At 71.9% G+C, this 15,969-nt stretch carries 16 protein-coding genes; 13 read left to right on the top strand and 3 right to left on the bottom strand.

Features of this window, described 5'->3' with window-relative positions:
* The first annotated feature begins 40 nt into the window (after positions 1-40).
* The 8 genes from mtrA to secA all read left to right on the top strand — a co-directional run bounded on the left by mtrA (position 41) and on the right by secA (position 10,232).
* A complete protein-coding gene (gene mtrA / locus ASD11_RS10725; RefSeq protein WP_442854185.1) occupies positions 41-709 on the top strand; it encodes an MtrAB system response regulator MtrA in 669 nt (222 codons plus the stop codon).
* A 6-nt stretch (positions 710-715) separates the two neighbouring features.
* On the top strand, positions 716-2,275 hold the full coding sequence (mtrB, locus tag ASD11_RS10720; RefSeq protein ID WP_056286929.1) for an MtrAB system histidine kinase MtrB: 1,560 nt from the start codon (positions 716-718) through the stop codon (positions 2,273-2,275).
* Entirely contained in the window at positions 2,272-3,996 is a 1,725-nt protein-coding gene (locus tag ASD11_RS10715) for a GerMN domain-containing protein (RefSeq protein WP_056286926.1), read from the top strand. The genes mtrB and ASD11_RS10715 overlap by 4 nt, the downstream gene beginning before the upstream one ends.
* Positions 3,997-4,069: 73 nt before the next feature.
* Positions 4,070-4,738, top strand: a complete 669-nt coding sequence (locus tag ASD11_RS10710) for a ComF family protein (RefSeq protein ID WP_056286921.1) — start codon at positions 4,070-4,072, stop codon at positions 4,736-4,738.
* 110 nt (positions 4,739-4,848) lie between these two features.
* Complete coding sequence (gene hpf, locus ASD11_RS10705) at positions 4,849-5,478, top strand: ribosome hibernation-promoting factor, HPF/YfiA family (protein WP_056286919.1); 630 nt, start codon at positions 4,849-4,851, stop codon at positions 5,476-5,478.
* A gap of 76 nt (positions 5,479-5,554) precedes the next feature.
* On the top strand, positions 5,555-6,214 hold the full coding sequence (locus tag ASD11_RS10700; RefSeq protein ID WP_056286916.1) for a response regulator: 660 nt from the start codon (positions 5,555-5,557) through the stop codon (positions 6,212-6,214).
* Between the two features lie 37 nt (positions 6,215-6,251).
* Complete coding sequence (locus tag ASD11_RS10695; RefSeq protein ID WP_056288751.1) at positions 6,252-7,472, top strand: winged helix-turn-helix domain-containing protein; 1,221 nt, start codon at positions 6,252-6,254, stop codon at positions 7,470-7,472.
* 42 nt (positions 7,473-7,514) lie between these two features.
* Positions 7,515-10,232 carry a preprotein translocase subunit SecA gene (secA, locus tag ASD11_RS10690; protein WP_056286913.1) on the top strand — a complete coding sequence of 906 codons (2,718 nt, stop codon included), beginning with the start codon at positions 7,515-7,517 and terminating at the stop codon, positions 10,230-10,232.
* A 33-nt stretch (positions 10,233-10,265) separates the two neighbouring features.
* On the opposite strand, the gene ASD11_RS10685 is transcribed toward secA, so the two are convergent.
* Complete coding sequence (locus ASD11_RS10685; RefSeq protein ID WP_056286911.1) at positions 10,266-10,757, bottom strand: Rv3235 family protein; 492 nt, start codon at positions 10,755-10,757, stop codon at positions 10,266-10,268.
* On the bottom strand, positions 10,754-11,395 hold the full coding sequence (locus ASD11_RS10680; protein WP_056286908.1) for a LysM peptidoglycan-binding domain-containing protein: 642 nt from the start codon (positions 11,393-11,395) through the stop codon (positions 10,754-10,756). The genes ASD11_RS10685 and ASD11_RS10680 overlap by 4 nt, the downstream gene beginning before the upstream one ends.
* A gap of 127 nt (positions 11,396-11,522) precedes the next feature.
* On the opposite strand from ASD11_RS10680, the gene ASD11_RS10675 reads away from it, so the two are divergent.
* Entirely contained in the window at positions 11,523-12,026 is a 504-nt protein-coding gene (locus ASD11_RS10675; protein ID WP_056286903.1) for a hypothetical protein, read from the top strand.
* Positions 12,027-12,037: 11 nt separating this feature from the next.
* On the opposite strand, the gene ASD11_RS10670 is transcribed toward ASD11_RS10675, so the two are convergent.
* Entirely contained in the window at positions 12,038-12,274 is a 237-nt protein-coding gene (locus ASD11_RS10670; protein ID WP_056286900.1) for a helix-turn-helix domain-containing protein, read from the bottom strand.
* Between the two features lie 129 nt (positions 12,275-12,403).
* Here ASD11_RS10670 and ASD11_RS10665 point away from each other — a divergent pair, with 129 nt between their 5' ends.
* The 4 genes from ASD11_RS10665 to ASD11_RS10650 all read left to right on the top strand — a co-directional run bounded on the left by ASD11_RS10665 (position 12,404) and on the right by ASD11_RS10650 (position 15,955).
* Positions 12,404-13,054 carry a hypothetical protein gene (locus tag ASD11_RS10665; RefSeq protein WP_056286898.1) on the top strand — a complete coding sequence of 217 codons (651 nt, stop codon included), beginning with the start codon at positions 12,404-12,406 and terminating at the stop codon, positions 13,052-13,054.
* The gene (locus ASD11_RS10660; RefSeq protein WP_056286895.1) at positions 13,051-14,196 is read left to right on the top strand and encodes an AAA family ATPase; all 1,146 of its coding nucleotides are present in this window, start codon (positions 13,051-13,053) and stop codon (positions 14,194-14,196) included. Before ASD11_RS10665 ends, ASD11_RS10660 begins: the two co-directional genes overlap by 4 nt.
* Positions 14,197-14,259: 63 nt before the next feature.
* Positions 14,260-15,663, top strand: a complete 1,404-nt coding sequence (locus ASD11_RS10655; RefSeq protein WP_056286892.1) for a WS/DGAT/MGAT family O-acyltransferase — start codon at positions 14,260-14,262, stop codon at positions 15,661-15,663.
* 1 nt (position 15,664) lies between these two features.
* Positions 15,665-15,955 (top strand): hypothetical protein, encoded by a 291-nt coding sequence (locus ASD11_RS10650; protein WP_056286890.1) that lies wholly within the window; start codon positions 15,665-15,667, stop codon positions 15,953-15,955.
* The last annotated feature ends 14 nt before the right edge of the window (positions 15,956-15,969 follow it).

The raw sequence follows: 15,969 nt of genomic DNA, 5'->3' as shown, positions 1-15,969 counted from the left end.
GGTGGTGAGCTATCGGAGGAGCAGGCGGGATCGCGTCCTCGTGGTCGACGACGACGCCTCGCTCGCCGAGATGCTCACCATCGTGCTCGAGGCCGAGGACCTCACGGCCCGGGTGTGCCGCACGGGCTCGGAGGTCATGGAGGCCATGGCCGACTTCAAGCCCGACGTCGTGCTGCTCGACCTGATGCTTCCGGGCATCGACGGCATGCAGGTGTGCCGCGAGATCCGCAAGACCTCCGCGGTGCCGATCATCATGCTGACGGCCAAGGCCGACACCCCCGACGTCGTGCGGGGCCTCGAGGCCGGTGCCGACGACTACATCACCAAGCCGTTCAAGAACACCGAGCTGGTGGCCCGGATCCGGGTACGGCTGCGTCGCACCGACCAGATCGCCGAGCCGCTCGAGTTCGGTGACATCGTGCTCGACCCCGCGGGCCACACCGTCACCCGCAAGGGCCAGCCGCTCGAGCTCACGCCACTGGAGTTCGACCTGCTGGCGTGCCTGCTCGGCAGCCCCGAGCAGGTCTTCACGCGCGAGACCCTGCTGCAGAAGGTGTGGGGCTACCACCACCCCGGCGACACCAAGCTCGTGAACGTCCACATGACGCGGCTGCGCTCCAAGATCGAGGACGACGCCGAGAACCCCCAGGTCATCCGGACCGTCCGCGGCGTCGGCTACCAGGCCGTCACGCCGCCCTCCGGGGCCTAGGGCGCCGTGGCGTCCCTCAAGACGCCGTGGCGATCGCTCACCCGGCTGTGGCGTCGCTCCATCCGGGCGCGCGTCGTCACCAGCACGGTCGTGCTGAGCGCCCTCGTCATCGGTCTCACCGGCTGGGCGCTCCTCGACCAGGTGGCCAACGGCCTGGCCACGTCGCGGCGCGAGGCCGTCGTGGCGGAGGCCCGCGCCGGCTTCGAGCAGGCGCAGGCCCAGCTCGACGCCTCCGTGGAGTCCGAGCCCAGCGCACAGTCCCAGACGCTCACGCAGATGGTCGACTCGCTCACGGGGGCCAGCGCGGGGCAGCGCACGCACGAGCTCGTCCTGGAGGGGCCGCTGGCCTCCGGAGACGCCGCCCCGCCCCTGCGATCCTCGTCGGTGCTCGACACGCAGACCATCCCCGCCGACCTCCGCCGACGGGTCGAGGACCGGTCCGGGGTCTTCTGGCGCTTCTCCCGCATGCCCACGACCACCGGCGACGACGTCCCGGCCGTCGTGGTGGGCAGCCGCCTCACGGCGCCCGGTGCCGGTCAGACGTACGCCATGTACTACCTGTACTCGCTGCGCGACCAGGAGCAGGCGCTGGCCCTCGTGCGCCGGGCGCTGCTCGTGGGTGGTCTGGCCATGATCCTCATGGTCGGCGGCGTCGCGTGGATCGTGTCCCGGCAGGTGCTCAATCCCGTCCGTCTGGCCCGGCGGATCGCCGAGCGGTTCGCCTCGGGCAGCCTGGAGCAGCGCATGCACGTGCGGGGCGAGGACGACATCGCGCGGCTCAGCACGTCGTTCAACCAGATGGCGGCGAGCCTGCAGAGCCAGATCCGTCGGCTCGAGAACCTGTCGCGGCTGCAGCAGCGATTCGTCTCCGACGTCTCCCACGAGCTGCGCACCCCGCTCACGACCGTGCAGATGGCGAGCGAGCTCCTGTACGAGTCGCGGGCCAAGTTCGACCCCGGCACGGCACGATCGGCCGAGCTGCTGAAGCGTGAGCTCGACCGTTTCCAGGACCTGCTGTCCGACCTGCTCGACCTCAGCCGCTTCGACGCGGGCGCGGCCCGTCTCGAGCTGGCCCAGGTCGACCTCGCGGCCGTGGCGCGGGCCGCCGCCCAGGACCCCGTCCTGGCACGCCACGGGATCCGGGCCCGGGTCCGGGGAGCCAACCGGCCCGCTCTCGTCGAGGCCGACATCCGCCGGGTCGACCGGATCGTGCGCAACCTGCTGAGCAACGCGGCCAAGTACAGCCAGGCCGCCGAGATCGAGATCGAGATCGGCCAGGACGAGCGCCGGGTCTCGCTCGTCGTGCGCGACTTCGGCGTGGGCCTGCGGGGCGACGAGAACCTGCGGGTCTTCGACCGCTTCTGGCGTGCGGATCCCGCCCGCACCCAGGGTGGTACCGGTCTGGGCCTCCCCATCTCGCGCGAGGACGCGGCGCTGCACGGCGGCTCGTTGCAGGCCTGGAGCAGGGCCGGGGCGGGCACCGAGTTCGTGCTCACGCTGCCCCGCGAGGTCCGTCGCGACGGCGGGCACGAGACCGCGCCTGCCGTGCGGGTGGTGTTCGCATGAGGGCCCGGCGCACCGTCCCGGCGGCCGGCCTGGTCGTTCTCGCGCTCGTGCTGTCCGCCTGCGCCGGGATCCCGGGTACCGGTCGGGTGCAGTCGGCCTCCGTCGACGACGACGACGCGGCGAGCGCCCCGCGCTACGCCCCCGCAGGTCCGCGAGCGGGCTCCACGCCCGACCAGATCGTGCGGGGCTACCTCGACGCGATGCTGGCCTACCCCGTGAGCACCGGGACGGCGGCCCGGTTCCTGTCGCCCGAGGCACGCCTGACCTGGCAGTCGCAGGAGCACACCACGGTCTACGCGGACCAGAGGCTCAGCGTCGTCCCCACCCGTGGTCTCGACAACGGCCCGTCCGACGACGGCTCCGTCGTCGAGCTCCGGGCCACGCGCCAGGCCCGCCTCGACGCCCAGGGCAGGTACGAGCCGGGCGGCGACGACCTCACCACGCGCTTCCGGCTCACGCGGGTCAAGGGGCAGTGGCGCATCGTCAACCCGCCGTCCGGGACCCTCGTCACGAGCAAGTTCTTCGAGGACTACTACCGCCCCTACTCGTTGTGGTTCTTCGACCGTCCCGGTCGGCGGCTCGTGCCCGAGGTCGTGCACCTGGTCGCGGGGGAACGGCTCGCCTCGAGCCTGGCCACGAGCCTGTCCATCGGACCCGAGGACGACTCCGCCCTGCGGACCTTCCTCGAGCCCGGCGACGGTCTGCGTCCCTCGGTCCCGGTGGACGAGGAGGGCCTGGCCGACGTCGAGCTGGCCGAGGAGGTCGCGTCGCGGTCCGAGAGCGAGCGGGAGCGGCTGCTCGCCCAGCTCGTGCGCACCCTGGGTCAGGTGCCCGACGTGCGCTCCGTCCGGGTCACGGCCGGCACCACACGGCTGGCGCCCGACGAGTCGCGGTCCAGCGGCCTCACCAGCCGCTACGACCCGTCCGGATCGGGCCCCCGGGTCTACGCCGTGGTGCGCGGCCGGCTGCGCGAGGTGACCACCGACGGGGTCGAGCCGGTGGCGGGCGCCTGGGGCCGCTCCACGCAGGGCTTCTCCCGGGTCGCCGTCGGCGACGCCGGGGTCGCGGGGCTCGCCGACGACGGGTCCGGGGTCCGCGTCACGGATCGTCTGGGCAACGACCCGCGGACCGTCCCCGCGTCCCGGCTCGTGGCCCTCACGTGGGACTCGGCCGGGATCCTCTGGATCGTCGACCGACCGTCCGGGTCCACCCGGGTGCGGACCGTGCGCGGCGACGAGGTGACCACCGTTCCGGCGGGTCCCCTGGCCGCGCTCGACGTCTCGTCCTTCGCCGTGTCGCCCGACGGCGGGCACTTCGCCGTGACCGACGGGTCCGACGGAGTGCGCGTCGGGTCGGTCCGTCGCGGTGACACCGAGGAGGCCGTGGTGGCGCTCCTGGCTCCGCGGCGCGTCGTCCGGCGTGCCGAGCGCCCCGCGTCGGTGCGGTGGTTCGACGGCACGCACGTCGGCTTCCTGGCCAGCACCCAGGTGGGCGACCAGGTGCACTCCGCGGCCATCGACGGGTCGGACCGCTCCGGCGGCCTCACGGGGGCGGAGCCGCTCCTGCCCGACGTCGGCGTGGACCAGCTGGCCATCGGGCCGGGCGCCCGGCCCCCTGTCTGGGCCGTCGATGCCAAGGGCCGGCTCTGGTACCGCCCCGTGGGGCAGTCGTGGCTCATCTCGGACCAGGGCCCCGTGGGCGGGCTCTCGTCCTCTCCCTGACCTGCGCCCCGCCGTCCACAGGCGTGGCCGTGGGGGGTTCCGCGACCGTCCGGCTCGCCGTGAGGCTGAGGAGGTGGTCGGGACCGGACAGGGGCGGGCGACGTGGCGGGTCGCTGCCGCCGACCTCGTCCTGGGCGCAGCCTGCGCGGTGTGCGAGCGCCCCGCCCTCCACGTGTGCCCTGGCTGCGCGAGGCTCCTCCTGCCGCAGGTCGGGCACGTCCCCGGGTCGCTGACCGTCGTGGCGGGCGCGCGGTACGAAGGGGCGTGGAGAGCCGTCGTGCCTGCATGGAAGGAGCGCGGGCACCACGGGCTCCTGCCGTGGCTCGCGGTCGCTCTCGCCTCCGCCGTGGTCGAGGTGGCGGGGGAGGAGAGCGACGTGGTCCTCGTTCCCGTGCCGACGTCGCGCCGCAACCGCCGGAGGCGGGGGCAGGACCACATGACGGTGCTGGCCCGGGCCGCCGCCGGGATGCTGCGCTCGTGCGGCCTGCAGGCCGGCGTCGCGCCGGTGCTCGCCCTGGCCCGTCAGACCCGCGACCAGGCCGACCTCACCGCTCCCGAGCGCGAGGCCAACCTCCGCGGTGCGCTGAGGGCCGCTCCGCCGGGTCGGGACCGAGGGCGCGGCCGGCTCGTCGTGGTGGACGACGTGACGACCACGGGCGCCACGGTGCGAGAGGCGCTCCGCGCGCTCGCTGCCGTGGGGCACGTCCCGGCCGGGGCGGCCACGGTGGCGTGGCGGCCGTGAAGGGCGGTTCACAGCCAATCCTCGGGTCGGAAACCTGGCATGTCGTCGTCCGGCGGTCTACGGTCCTAGGTATGTGAACATGAACACCGATCGAGCGCAGGAGGAACGACATGGAAATCGTCGTCAAGGGCCGCAACAGCGAGATCTCCCAGCGATTCAGGGATCACGTCGAGGAAAAGCTCCACCGCATCGAGAAGTACGACCAGCGCCAGAAGATCCTCCGCGTCGAGGTCGAGGTCACCCACGAGAAGAACCCCCGCCAGCACGAGAAGGCGGCGCGCGTGGAGATGACCCTGCGCTCCCGTGGTCCGGCGGTCCGTGCCGAGGCAGCCTCCACCGATCAGCACTCCGCGCTCGACGCAGCCATCGACAAGCTCGAGTCCCGTCTGCGCAAGGCGGTCGACCGGCGGCGGATCAGCCACGGCCAGCACAAGCCCACCTCGCTCGCCGAGGCCACGGCCCAGGTCCCCTCGGGGCTGCTCAACGCCCCCGAGCCCGACGGCGCGCCCGCCACCCACCTCGTGGGCTCGGTCGAGGTCCAGGGCGACGACTGCCCGCTCGTGGTGCGGGAGAAGACCCACGAGGGAACGCCCATGACGCTGGAGCAGGCCCTCTACGAGATGGAGCTCGTGGGCCACGACTTCTTCCTCTTCATGGAGAAGGACTCCATGCGTCCCAGCGTCGTGTACCTGCGCAAGGGATACGACTACGGCGTGATCCACCTCGACGTCACTGAGTGACGGCGGAGAGCTTTCGTCCCACGGCGACCGGGCGCGTTCGAGTGGCGCGCCGCGGTCGCCGTGGCATGATTCCCTCGTGACTGATGGAGCAGCGAGCATCAGAGTCCTCCTGGTCGACGACCAGGAGCTGTTCAGACGTGGCGTCTCCATGGTGCTCGGAGCCGACGACACCCTCGAGCTCGAGGAGGTCGACGACGGCGACAAGGCCATCGCGGCCGTCGAGGCCACCCCGCCCGACGTCGTGCTGCTCGACGTCCGGATGCCGGGGCGCAGCGGCGTCGAGGTCTGCGGGGCCATCAAGGCCATCTCGCCGTCCACCGGCATCATCATGCTCACCGCCAGCGACGAGGAGTCCGACCTCTACGAGTCCATCAAGAGCGGTGCCTCCGGCTACCTCCTGAAGGACGGCTCCACGTACGACCAGGTCGCCGAGGCGGTGCGGCTCGTCGCGGCCGGCCAGTCGCTCATCAGCCCCAGCATGGCCACGAAGCTCCTCGACGAGTTCGTGCAGATGAGCAAGAGCCCGGCCCCCACACCGGCCACGCTGACGCAGCGCGAGCTCCAGGTGCTCCGTCTCGTCGCGCGCGGCAAGAGCAACCGCGAGATCGCCGAGGACCTCTACATCAGCGAGAACACGGTCAAGAACCACATCCGCAACATGCTCGAGAAGCTGCAGATGAAGTCGCGCATGGAGGCCGCCATGTATGCCGTGCGCTCCAACCTCCTCGACGGCTGAGCCTGGCCTGTCGGCGGTCTGCGGCACGATGGCGCTGATGACTCCCCGGATCACGCCCCTGCAGGCCCGCCGCATCGCCCTCGGCGCCCAGGGCTTCTCGCGCGCCCGGCCCTCCGCCACGGTCTCGGCGGCCCATCTCAACGCCGTGGTCGCGAGGCTGGGCTTCTTCCAGATCGACTCGGTCAACGTCGCGGTGCGCGCGCACTACATGCCGTTGTTCTCCCGGCTCGGTGCCTACGACCCTGAGCTGCTGCACCGTGCCGCCGGACGCGCCCCGCGGCGCCTGTTCGAGTACTGGGCCCATGAGGCCGCCCTCGTCGACGTCGGGCTCTGGCCCGCCTTCCAGTGGCGCATGGCCGAGCGCCGTGGCCTGTGGGGCGGCCCGCGGCGCATCGCCGAGGAGAAGCCCGAGCTCGTGGAGCAGGTCCTGGCCGACGTCCGCGCCCACGGGCCCGTCTCGGCCCGACAGATCGAGACCGACACCGAGCGCTCGCGCGACCACTGGGGCTGGAACTGGTCGGAGGCCAAGCAGGCCCTGGAGTACCTCTTCTACACCGGACAGGTCACGGCAGCGCGGCGCAACAGCCAGTTCGAGCGGCTGTACGACGTGCCCGAGCGCGTCGTCCCGCCGGCGGTCCTCGCCCGGCCGGCGCTGTCGAGCGAGGAGGCCCACCGGGTGCTCGTGCGGCACGCGGCCCGGGCCCTCGGCGTGGGCACGGTGCAGTGCCTGCGCGACTACTTCCGCCTCGCCCCGGAGCCCACCGCGGCCGCCGTCGCCCACCTCGTGTCCACCGGCGAGCTCGAGCCGGTGGAGATCGCGGGCTGGCGGCGCCCTGCCTATCTCCACGCCGAGGCGGCCCGGCCGCGGGCCATCAGGGCGCGTGCGCTCCTGAGCCCCTTCGACCCCCTCGTCTTCGAGCGCACCCGCACCGAGCAGCTCTTCGGGTTCCGGTACCGCATCGAGATCTACGTGCCCGAGGAGAAGAGGCAGTACGGCTACTACGTGCTCCCCTTCCTCCTGGGCGACGCGCTCGTGGCCCGGGTCGACCTCAAGGCCGACCGGCACAGCGGCGTCCTGCGCGTCCAGGGCGCGTGGGCCGAGCCCGGCGCGCCGGGCCACACGCCCACGGAGCTGGCGGCGGAGCTGCTCCTCATGGCCGGTTGGCTCGGTCTGGACGGCGTGGTCGTGGCCTCTCGTGGCGACCTCGCCGACGCTCTGTCGCATGCGGTGGGCGCCACGTCACCCGGGGGCGCCTAGACTGAAAGGGTTTTCCATCGTTCCTCTCAGGAGTCTGTTCTCGTGCCCAAGGTCATCGACAAGATCCTCCGCATGGGTGAAGGCAAGATCCTTCGCCAGCTCGAGGCCATTGCGAAGCAGGTCAACGCCATCGAGGACGAGTTCGTCGCGATGAGCGAGGACGAGCTCCGCGGCATGACGAAGGAGTTCCAGGACCGCCTCGCGGCCGGGGAGAGCCTCGACGACATCATGCCCGAGGCGTTCGCCACGGTGCGTGAGGCCGCCAAGCGCGTGCTGGGCCAGCGCCACTTCGACGTCCAGCTCATGGGCGGCGCGGCGCTCCACCTCGGCAACATCGCGGAGATGAAGACCGGTGAGGGCAAGACCCTCGTCGCCACCGCCCCCAGCTACCTCAACGCGCTCGCAGGCAAGGGCGTCCACGTGGTCACGGTGAACGACTACCTGGCCAAGTACCACGCCGAGTGGATGGGCCGGGTGTACACGTACCTCGGTCTGTCGGTCGGCATGATCCTGCCCTCCATGACGCCGGCCGAGCGCCGCGACTCCTACGCGTGCGACATCACCTACGGCACCAACAACGAGTTCGGCTTCGACTACCTGCGCGACAACATGGCCGACAACATCGAGGACTGCGTCCAGCGCGGCCACTTCTTCGCCATCGTCGACGAGGTCGACTCGATCCTCATCGACGAGGCCCGCACGCCGCTCATCATCTCGGGACCCACCGAGGACGAGGTCAAGTGGTACGGCGAGTTCTCCACGATCGTCGGCTCCATGACGATCGACGAGCACTACGAGGTCGACGAGAAGAAGCGCACGATCGCCGTCACCGAGCAGGGCATCGAGGTCGTCGAGGACCGGCTCGGCATCGACAACCTCTACGACGCGGTGAACACCCCGCTCATCAGCTTCCTGAACAACGCCATCAAGGCCAAGGAGCTCTTCAAGAACGACAAGGACTACGTCGTCATGGACGGCCAGGTCCTCATCGTCGACGAGCACACCGGTCGCATCCTCGACGGCCGTCGTTACAACGAGGGCCTGCACCAGGCCATCGAGGCCAAGGAGGGCGTGGAGGTCCGCGAGGAGTACCAGACCCTCGCCACCATCACGCTGCAGAACTACTTCCGTCTCTACGACAAGCTCGGCGGCATGACCGGCACGGCCATGACCGAGGCCAGCGAGTTCGACAAGATCTACAAGCTCGGTGTCACGCCCATCCCCACCAACCGTGTGGTGGCGCGCATCGACCAGCCCGACCTCGTCTACCGCACCGAGGCGGCCAAGTTCGACGCCGTCGTCGAGGACATCGCGGAGCGTCACGCCAGCGGCCAGCCGGTCCTGGTGGGCACCACGAGCGTCGAGAAGTCCGAGCGACTGTCCAAGCTGCTCAAGAAGCGACGCATCGTGCACGAGGTCCTCAACGCCAAGCAGCACGACCGCGAGGCCGCCATCGTGGCCATGGCCGGACACAAGGGCGCCGTCACCGTGGCCACCAACATGGCCGGTCGAGGCACCGACATCATGCTGGGCGGCAGCGTGGAGTTCCTCGCCGACGCCGAGCTCCGCAAGCAGGGTCTCGACCCGCTCGAGCAGGCCGACGAGTACAGCGCCGCCTGGCCGGCGATGCTCGAGAAGATCGAGGCGCAGGTCAAGGCCGAGCACGACGAGGTCTCGGCCCTCGGCGGCCTGGCCGTCATCGGCACCGAGCGGCACGAGTCGCGTCGTATCGACAACCAGCTCCGAGGCCGTTCCGGTCGTCAGGGCGACCCGGGCGAGACGCGGTTCTACCTCTCGCTCGAGGACGACCTCATGCGCCTGTTCAAGGCCGACTGGGTCAACTGGGTGCTGCAGTCCATGAAGATCCCCGACGACGTGCCCATCGAGAACAAGCGCGTCACGGGCGCCATCGCGTCGGCGCAGTCGCAGGTCGAGGCGCAGAACTTCGACACCCGCAAGAACATCCTCAAGTACGACGACGTCATGAGCCGCCAGCGCGAGGTCATCTACACCGAGCGCCGTCGCGTGCTCGAGGGCGAGAACCTCGCCGAGTGGGTCCGCTCCATGATCGAGGAGGTCGCGGGCGCGTACGTCACCGGCGCCACCGACGGCTTCCCGGAGGAGTGGGACCTCGAGCAGCTCTGGACCGCCCTGGGCACCCTCTACCCCGTCGGCGTCACCATCGCCGAGGTGGAGGAGGAGGCGGGTGGTCGCGACGGGCTGCACCGCGACGGCCTGCAGGCCACCATCGTCGAGGACGCCCTGCGCGCCTACGACGCCCGCGAGGCTGAGCTCGGCCCCGAGGTCACCCGCGAGCTCGAGCGCCGCGTCGTGCTCACCGTGCTGGACCGCAAGTGGCGCGAGCACCTGTACGAGATGGACTACCTGCGTGAGGGCATCGGCCTGCGGGCCTACAGCCAGCGCGACCCGCTCGTGGAGTACCAGCGCGAGGGCTTCGAGCTGTTCAACGCCATGATGGAGGGCATCGCGGAGGAGTCCGTGGGCTTCCTGTTCAACGTCGACGTCCAGGTGGAGACGGCCGACGAGGGCGAGGCCGAGGTCTCGGCCAAGGGCCTGGAGCCCCGTCAGGCGCCGGCCAACCTCTCGTACTCCGCGCCCAGCGAGGACGGCGACGTCGAGGTCCGCGGCGAGCAGGCCGTCGACGCCGACGAGGCCGAGACGCGTCGCGCCAACAACGCCAAGAACAAGGCCCGGCAGAAGGCCAAGGCCCAGCGCCAGTCGCGCAAGCGCAACCGCTGAGCCGCGGCTGTCAGGCCCTGGAGCAGGCGTTCATCACGCCCACTCCAGGGCCTTGCACTGCCAGCGCCGCTCGCCACGGTGCGTGGTGACGAGCTCGAGCCGCAGCGCGATGGCCCGGGACCGGCCCCGGTGCACCATGCGAGCCGCCACCTCGGCGGCCTCCTGGTCGACCATGAGCAGGTGGAGCGAGACCACGCGGGCAGCCGTGATGGGTCCGGTGCGCCGGGTGGGGACCCGCGCGTGGGCCAGGAGCCTGCGCTGCAGCTGGTCGTAGACGTCGGGCGCCACCCACGGCGCCAGCTGGCGGCACGCCCGTCCGCCGCTCAGCACCTCGGCGAGCGCCTGCGTGAACCGCATCGCCGGACCCCGGAGCGAGTCCGGCGGCACGAGGCCGCGCTCGACCGGGACGGGGAGCACGGGGTGCAGGCCCGGGAAGGGCAGCGGGACCTGCTCGGCCGCGGTGGCGGAGATGTCGTGGTGGCGCAGGAACGACGTGCGGGGCGCGAGCGCGGTGGCGGTCCTCATGACGCCGTGCCGTCCGGTGCGGCGAGGACCTGGCCGGGGTGGAGGACGTCGGGGTCGGGGCCGATGACGTCGAGGTTCGACCGGTGCCACAGGTCGACCGACCGCTTGACCGCGGACGGGTCGGCCCCGGGCTCCAGGCCGTCCGCCGCGATGGCCCACAGCGTGTCGCCGGTGCGGACCGTGACGGTGCGGACCCGGCGCGCGTCGGGGTCGTGGTCCGGGACACGAGACGCCCGGACCGGCTCCGAGCGGGGTTCGGAGGACGACGAGACCACGGGACGCTCGGGGAGCCGGAGCCCGTCGAGCGAGCCCGGATCCGCGTGCGCCGGCACGACGGTGGCCAGGGTCCCGACCGATGCCAGCAGGACTCCCTGGGCCCAGTGCGGCGTGAGGAGCCGGGCCGCTCGCCGGGGGAGTCCGCCGAGCGAGTCGAGCAGGACCACGACGGCCGACCAGGCGGCCACGACGAGCAGGGCCAGGTGGGCCAGCGCGACGATCGCCACGGGGAAGGCCTCGTCGGACAGTCGAGCGGCCAGTCGAGGTGCCTGGGGTGCCGACCAGGCCGCGACCAGCAGGGCGGGCAGGGCGACGGCCCAGGCTCGCGCGGATCTGGGCGGGACGGCGGATGGACGTGTCATGGCGAACTCCTCGTTGAGTACGTCTCATGACGTTTGACAACGTTTGATGACGTGTAGTCACTCAAGACCTCCGGTATTCATCTGTCAAGAGATGCAGTGAACCTGTGGATGTGACTACGGTGGTCGGATGCGCTGGGACAGGCTCTTCGCCGACCTCGAGGCCGGCTCCGACGAGGTCGCCGCCGAGGAGCGCGACACGCTCGTCGCCGAGCTGACCGACGAGGACTGGGGTGCCACCGCGTGGCTGCGCCTCCTCGGAGGGCGGGTCGTGCTCGAGGTCGAGGGCGACCACCGGGTCGAGGGCGCCCTGCGCTCGCGAGGCGCCGAGGTGCTGCGGATCGCGTCGGCCGGGCACGACGTCGTGGTGGCGGTCAGGCGGGTCGTGGCCGTGACCGCCACGGGGCCGCGGGCGGTGGCGCCTGGCCGGGTGGCTTCGCGGCTCGGCTGGCGTCACGTGTTCCGCCAGGCCCGGGACGAGGGCGAGGAGGTGGAGGTGCGACGGGGCACCGAGCGGCCGCTGCAGGTCTCGGTCGACGTGGTGGGTCAGGACTTCGTCCGGGTGCGGGCGGCCTCAGGGGCCCTGACGGTGGTGCCCTTCGCCGCCCTGACCGCGGTCCGTCTCCCGCACTGAGCGACGACGGCTCAGACGTCGGCGTCGGCGACCTGGTGCGGGTCGTTCACGAGCTCCTCGGTGCGGGCGTACTGGCGCGCGATGTAGTCCTCCAGCTCGACGGACTCGATGCGCCACTGTCCACGCCCACCCACCTGGATCCCGCGCAGGTCGCCGGTACGCACGAGGGCGTAGGCCTGGCGGACGGTGACGTTCAGGACCTCGGCGACGTCGGCCAGCGTGAGGAAGCGGGGCGTTGCGCTGGACATGTCCTCAGTTTCACACGCACGGGTGTCAATCGGTCGATCCGGCCGACCGTGCCTGTGGACACAGAATCGCTCCACAACTCATGCACATAAATGGTGGACGCGCGCTCGGTTGATGACTAGAACGACTGCATGGCCACGAGACGCGGAGTCGAGCAGCGCGAGGTACGACGACTGGAGCAGCGACCCTGGCGTGACCCGCGGCTCCTCGTGGGGGTGATGCTCGTGCTGGCGTCCACGGTGCTCGGCAGCGTGGCGTTCGCGAGCCAGGACGACACCGTGAGGTACTGGTCGGTCCGAGCCGACGTGACGGAGGCGGAGCCGGTCACGAGGGACGACCTGGTGGCCACGTCGGCACGGCTCACGGGCGACGCGGCCGACCGCGCCCTGCGGGTCTCCGACGACCTTCCCGACCGGATCGAGCGACTCGTCTGGCGACACGACGTGCCGGGCGGGACCCTCATGAGCAGGGACGACGTCGTCCGGTCCGGCGACTCGTCGGTCGTGGAGCTCCCGCTGCCGGTGGGGATCGGTGCGCTCCCGCGTGACCTGCGGCGGGGACAGGTGGTCGACGTCTGGGTCGGTCCGGGCAGCGGGGACGGCGGGGGGACGCAGGAGGCCAGGCGCATCCTCTCCGGCGTCCCGGTGGTCTCGGTGAGCCGCTCCGGCGCGGGCGGCGGCGCCACCAGCACGGTCGTGGTGGACACCGGCACCCGGGAGATCGCCCCGTCGGTGCTCGTGGGCATCGGGTCCGGGCACGTCACCCTCGTGAGGCATGCATGACCACGGTCGCCGTGTGCGCGGGGGGAGCGGCGTGGGAGCTCGAGGTCCTGCCGCAGGTGACCCGGGCGACGGACCTCGAGCTGGTCCGGCGATGTGTCGACGTCGCCGAGCTCCTCGCGCTCGCGGCCACCGGTGGGGTCGCGGTGGCGGTGGTCGACGCCGGAGCGATCGGGATCGACCTCGACGCCGTGCGCCAGCTCGGCCGCAGCGGAGTGGTGGTCGTGGGCGTCGGGACGCCGGAGCGGGCCGCCGCCGTCGGCATCGAGCACGCGGTGCGACCTGACGGGGTGGTCGAGGCCGTCCGCCGGCTGGGTGGGTCCGGTGCGGACGCGGATGGCTCGATCGACGAGGAGGTGCTCGAGGGGGAGGACGGACGGCTCGTGGTGGTGTGGGGCCCGTCCGGCTCGCCGGGTCGCAGCACGGTGGCCCTGAGCCTGGCGGCCGCCCTGGCCGCGGGGTCCGAGCGCTCGGTCGTCCTCGTCGACGCCGACACCTACGGCGGGAGCCAGGGCCAGGCCCTCGGGCTGCTCGACGACGTGAGCGGGCTGGCAGCCGCGTGCCGCGCGGCCAACCAGGGTCACGACGAGGTCCGGGACCACCTCGTCGCCGTGGCGCCGGGGCTGCACCTCCTGAGCGGTGTCCCCACGGCCCAGATGTGGCGACAGGTCAGGCCGGCGGCGTTGGAGCGGGTGGTGGACCGGCTCGTCCGCCTGGCCGACGTGGTCGTGGCCGACGTCGGGTTCTGCCTGGAGGCGCCGGAGTCGGGCGGGCGGGGTCGGAACGACGTCACGCTCGCGATGCTCCAGCGGGCCGACGAGGTGGTCGTCGTCGGCCGGGCCGACCCCGTGGGGCTCGGACGTCTGGTCCGCGGCGTCCACGAGCTGGCCGAGCTGGGGCGCCGGGACCCCGTCATCGTCCTGAACCGTTCGCGCCGCACGGTGGGCTGGTCGGAGACGGAGGTCGTGCAGACCGTGACGCGGCTGACGGGGGTTGCCCCGGCCCTCGTGCTCCCCGACGACGCCTCGCTCCACGACGCCGCGCTGATGTCGGGGAGGCTGCCTCGGGAGGTGGCGGCCCAGAGTCCCTTCGTCGTGACGATGGAAGGCCTCGCCGGCCGCCTCGTGGGACTCGTCACGGTCTGAGCCCGCGGGGTCTGGAGGGCTGATGCACAGTGGTACGTTCGTCCCCATCGTGCGAGGAGTGAGATGCAGCGGTTGAGCCCCCTGGACGCGGACTTCCTGAATCAGGACAGTGCCGATGTGCCCCGTCAGATCGCGTCATTGGCGATCGTCGAGCAGGGCGACGACCCGCTCGACCACGACCGCCTCGTCCAGCTGATCACGGAACGTCTCGACATCGTGCCGCGGTACCGCCAGGTGCCGCGCAAGGTCCCCGGTGCCCTGGGCACCCCCATCTGGGTCGACGACGAGGACTTCGACATCTCCTTGCACGTCCGGCGCTCCGCCCTCCCCAAGCCGGGCACGCGGGACGCCCTGCACGAGCTCGTCGGTCGCCTCGTGGCCCGCCGTCTCGACACCGACCGCCCGTTGTGGGAGCTCTACCTCGTCGAGGGGCTCGAGGACGGCAACGTCGCGCTCCTGTTCAAGGCGCACCAGGCGCTGGTCGACGGCTCGGAGACCATCGACCTCGCCCAGGTGCTGCTCGAGGAGACCGACCGCGAGCGCGAGATCCCGCACGAGGACTGGTCTCCGCGCCCGCGTCCGCACGGCCTCGACCTCGTGGCAGCCAGCATCAGCCGCAACGTGAAGCACCCCGGCGAGGCCCTGCGCGTCACCGAGCACAACCTCGGCCGCGTCGCCCGGCACCTGCCGCTCGTCAACGGCCAGGCTCCGCCCACCCGCGGACCGCTCGTCGCCGACCTCTCGCGCCACCGCCGCTTCTCCACCCTGTCGGCCGACCTCGCGGACTTCCGGCGCGTGCGCGACGAGCACGGCGGCACCGTGAACGACGTCATCCTGGCGAGCATCGCGGGAGGGCTGCGCGGCTGGATGCTGACCCGCGCCGAGTCGGTCACGGCCAAGACGAGCTTCCGGGCGATGGTGCCCATGTCGGTGCAGTCCGAGGACGGTCTGCCCACCTCCCTCGGCTCCAAGGTGCGTGGACACCTGCTGTCGCTGCCGGTGGGGGAGTCCAACCCCGTCGTGCGTCTGCACCAGGTCTCGTACGCGCTCAAGGACCACCGGGAGACCGGCTCGGCCGTCGCGGCCAACGAGCTCGCCGCCCTGCCGGGCTTCGCGACGTCCACGTTCCACGCGGTGGGAGCGCGCGTGGCGGCGTCGGAGGACCAGCGCGGCCACCACGTCGTCATCACCAACGTGCCGGGTCCGCAGGAACCGGTCTACATGGCCGGCCGCCGGGTGGCCGAGGTCTATCCCGCCATCCCGCTCACCGGGCACCGCGCGGTCTCCATCGGGGTCACGTCGTACCGCGGCAAGGTCTTCTTCGGCATCGTCGCCGACCGTGAGGCGGTCCCCGACGTCGACGTCCTGGGCCAGTGCATCAACGATGCCCTGGAGGAGCTCGTCGAGACCGTGGGACCGCGTCGCTCCCGCGCCCCGCGGGGCCGTCAGCGCCCGAGCAAGGCCTGACGTGCGGGTCTACCTGGGCACCGACGCGGCCGGCCTGCGCGCGCTCCTGGCGGGCGAGCCGCTCACGGGCGAGCGCGTCGCGCCGGAGTCCGACGACGAGCAGGACGAGTTCGACGCCCTGTCCACGGCGGCCGACGACGGGCCCGTTGTGGTGACCGCCGAGGTGGAGCAGCCCGACGACGCCGTGACGCTGGACCTCGTGGCCGCGCTCCACGTGGATGCAGACGGCACGGGCGACCTGGCCTGGTACGGCGTGCAGGAGCTGCAGGCCGTCATCGCACTGCTGCCCTGAGACCCCGACGGGCT

Origin of the sequence: Aeromicrobium sp. Root495, from assembly GCF_001426755.1 — a bacterium.
Taxonomy (GTDB): Bacteria; Actinomycetota; Actinomycetes; order Propionibacteriales; family Nocardioidaceae; genus Aeromicrobium.
The sequence above is the reverse complement of the archived record's forward strand: the minus strand, read 5'-3'. Positions and strand labels throughout refer to the sequence as shown.